The organism is Devosia geojensis (genome assembly GCF_000969415.1).
Classification (GTDB): Bacteria; Pseudomonadota; Alphaproteobacteria; order Rhizobiales; family Devosiaceae; genus Devosia; species Devosia geojensis.
In genome coordinates this window covers 1-2142 of record NZ_JZEX01000181.1, presented here as the reverse complement: position 1 = coordinate 2142, position 2142 = coordinate 1, and the positions used below count along the sequence as shown (strand labels likewise).

The window sequence follows — 2142 nt, the reverse complement described above, 5'->3', positions numbered from 1 at the left end:
CTCCCCTCCCCCCCCCCCCCCCTCAAGGGGGAGGGGCGGCGGGCTCACGGTCGGCGGCGGACAGTCCTAATCCAGTAGGAGACAAGTCTTGGCCTTTCATCCCATACGTTTTCCCCTCGACGTGGCGCTGGGCGCCAGGGGTGGGCCGGAGCGGCGGACCGATGTGGTGACGCTCGCGTCCGGGCGCGAGGAGCGCAACCAGAGGTGGACGCGCTCGTGCCGGCGCTACAATGCCGGCTACGGCGTCAAGTCGCTGGCCGACATGCAGGCGGTGCTCGCCTTTTTCGAGGAGCGGCGGGGGCGGTTCCACGGTTTCCTCTGGCGCGACGGGCTCGACTTTTCCTCGGGCGGAGCCGCGCCGACGCCGTTCGACCAGACGATCGGCACCGGCGACGGGGTGCGCACGAGCTTCCAGCTCGTCAAGCGGTACGGTGCGAATTTCGATCCCTATGACCGGCCGATCACCAAGCCGGTGGCGGGGACGGTGAGGATCGGCGTCAACGGCGCCGAGGCGGCGGGCGGGTGGAACGTCGACCTGCTGACCGGCCTCGTCGGCTTTTCGGTTCCGCCGGCGGCGGGCGCGGCGGTGACGGCCGGGTTCCTCTTCGACGTGCCGGTGCGCTTCGACATCGACCGGCTGGACGTGGAGCTTTCGAGCTTCGACGCCGCAGCCATTCCCGACATCCCTCTTGTGGAGATCCTCGAATGAAGGCGCTCGACCCTGGCTATGCCGCGCATCTCGCCAGCGGCGCGACGACGCTGGCGACCTGCTGGAGGCTCATGCGCAAAGACGGGGCGGTGCTCGGTTTCACCGACCATGACCTGCCCATCCGCTTCGGCGGGACCGACTATCTGCCGATGCACGGTCTCGACGGCGGCGAGGAGACGGTCAAGCTCGGCGCGCAGGTCGATACCGGCGAGGTGCTGGGCGTGCTCTCGGCCGAGGCGATCGCCGACGAGGATATCCTCATGGGCCGCTATGACGGGGCGAGCGTCGAGACCTGGCGGGTGAACTGGCGCGATCCCGACGAGCGCGAGCTCAAGCGCCGCGACACGATCGGCGAGATCGTGCGTGAGGACGGCGTGTTCCGGGCGGAACTGCGCTCGGCCGCGCAGGCGCTGAATGTAAAGAGCGGGCGGGTCTATCATTCGCTCTGCGACGCGCGGCTGGGCGACGGGCGCTGCCGGGTGAACCTCGAGGCGCCTGCGTACCGGGCCGAGGCTCTGGTCGAAGCGGTGCGCGACGATTTCCATGTCGTCGTCTCGGGGCTGGCCGGGTTCGAGCCGGGCTGGTTCGGGTTCGGCGAGGCGCGCTGGACGGGCGGCAGGCGCTCCGGCGTTTCGGACGCCGTGCTGACCCATGAGCGCGAGGGCGCGGCGGACGTGCTGAGCTTTGCCGGGCGCGTGGGCGCGTGGGTGGCCGAGGGCGATCCGGTGACGGTCTACGCCGGGTGCGACCGGCGCTTCGCGACGTGCGGAAAGAAGTTTTCCAACGCATTGAATTTCCGTGGCTTTCCGCACATCCCCGGCAGCGACTACGTGCTGCGGCACCCGCGCCGGGGCGACGCGCTCGACGGGCGGCCGGTGGTGCCATGACTCTTGCAATGACCGGGGATGAGATCGCGGGGCTCGCCCGCGACTGGCTCGGTACGCCGTATCGGCATCGGGCCTCGATGAGGGGTGCGGGGTGCGATTGCCTCGGGCTGCTGCGCGGCGTCTGGCGCGAGATTCACGGCAGTGAGCCGAGGCCGGTGCCGGCCTATCGGGCGGACATGCGCGATCCCGAACATGCCGGGGCGCTGGAGGCGGCGGCGGTGGAGCTGCTGCTGCCGGCGGGGCCGGAGCTCGCGGCGGGACAGGTGGTGCTGTTCCGGCTGAACCGGGCGGCGCATGCGCGGCACTGCGGAATCCTCGTTGCGCCGGACCGGTTCATTCATGCCCAGGAGCGGCTCGGCGTCGTCGAGGCGACGCTCGGCGAGGCCTGGCTGCGGCGGGTGGCGGGGCGGTTCGAGTTTCCGAAGCGGTTTCTCTGACCCCCTCCAGCCTCCTCTGCAAGGGGGGAGATGCCAGTCCTGCGGGCTTGGGCAGGATAGTGCCGCGGGCACGATCTGCCTCCCTCCCCCTTGAGGGAGGGATTGAGGG

General features: G+C 70.5%; 3 protein-coding genes. All 3 read left to right on the top strand.

All coding sequences use genetic code 11. From position 1 onward, the window contains the following. Nucleotides 1-88 precede the first annotated feature (88 nt). Genes VE25_RS19920 through VE25_RS19910 form a run of 3 tightly spaced genes read left to right on the top strand, consistent with a single transcriptional unit; the run spans nucleotide 89 to nucleotide 2033 of the window. The gene (locus VE25_RS19920) at nucleotides 89-709 is read left to right on the top strand and encodes a DUF2460 domain-containing protein (protein WP_046110429.1); all 621 of its coding nucleotides are present in this window, start codon (nucleotides 89-91) and stop codon (nucleotides 707-709) included. After that, nucleotides 706-1596: a phage/gene transfer agent baseplate hub protein gene (locus tag VE25_RS19915; RefSeq protein WP_046110428.1), complete on the top strand. Its 891-nt coding sequence runs from the start codon at nucleotides 706-708 to the stop codon at nucleotides 1594-1596. Before VE25_RS19920 ends, VE25_RS19915 begins: the two co-directional genes overlap by 4 nt. Nucleotides 1597-1604: 8 nt before the next feature. After that, entirely contained in the window at nucleotides 1605-2033 is a 429-nt protein-coding gene (locus VE25_RS19910; protein WP_046110427.1) for an NlpC/P60 family protein, read from the top strand. Nucleotides 2034-2142 lie beyond the last annotated feature (109 nt).

Coding starts and splice junctions, on each gene's coding strand:
- VE25_RS19915 (WP_046110428.1), top strand. CDS start 706: ATGAAGGCGCTCGACCCTGGCTATGCCGCGCATCTCGCCAGCGGCGCG.
- VE25_RS19910 (WP_046110427.1), top strand. CDS start 1,605: ATGACCGGGGATGAGATCGCGGGGCTCGCCCGCGACTGGCTCGGTACG.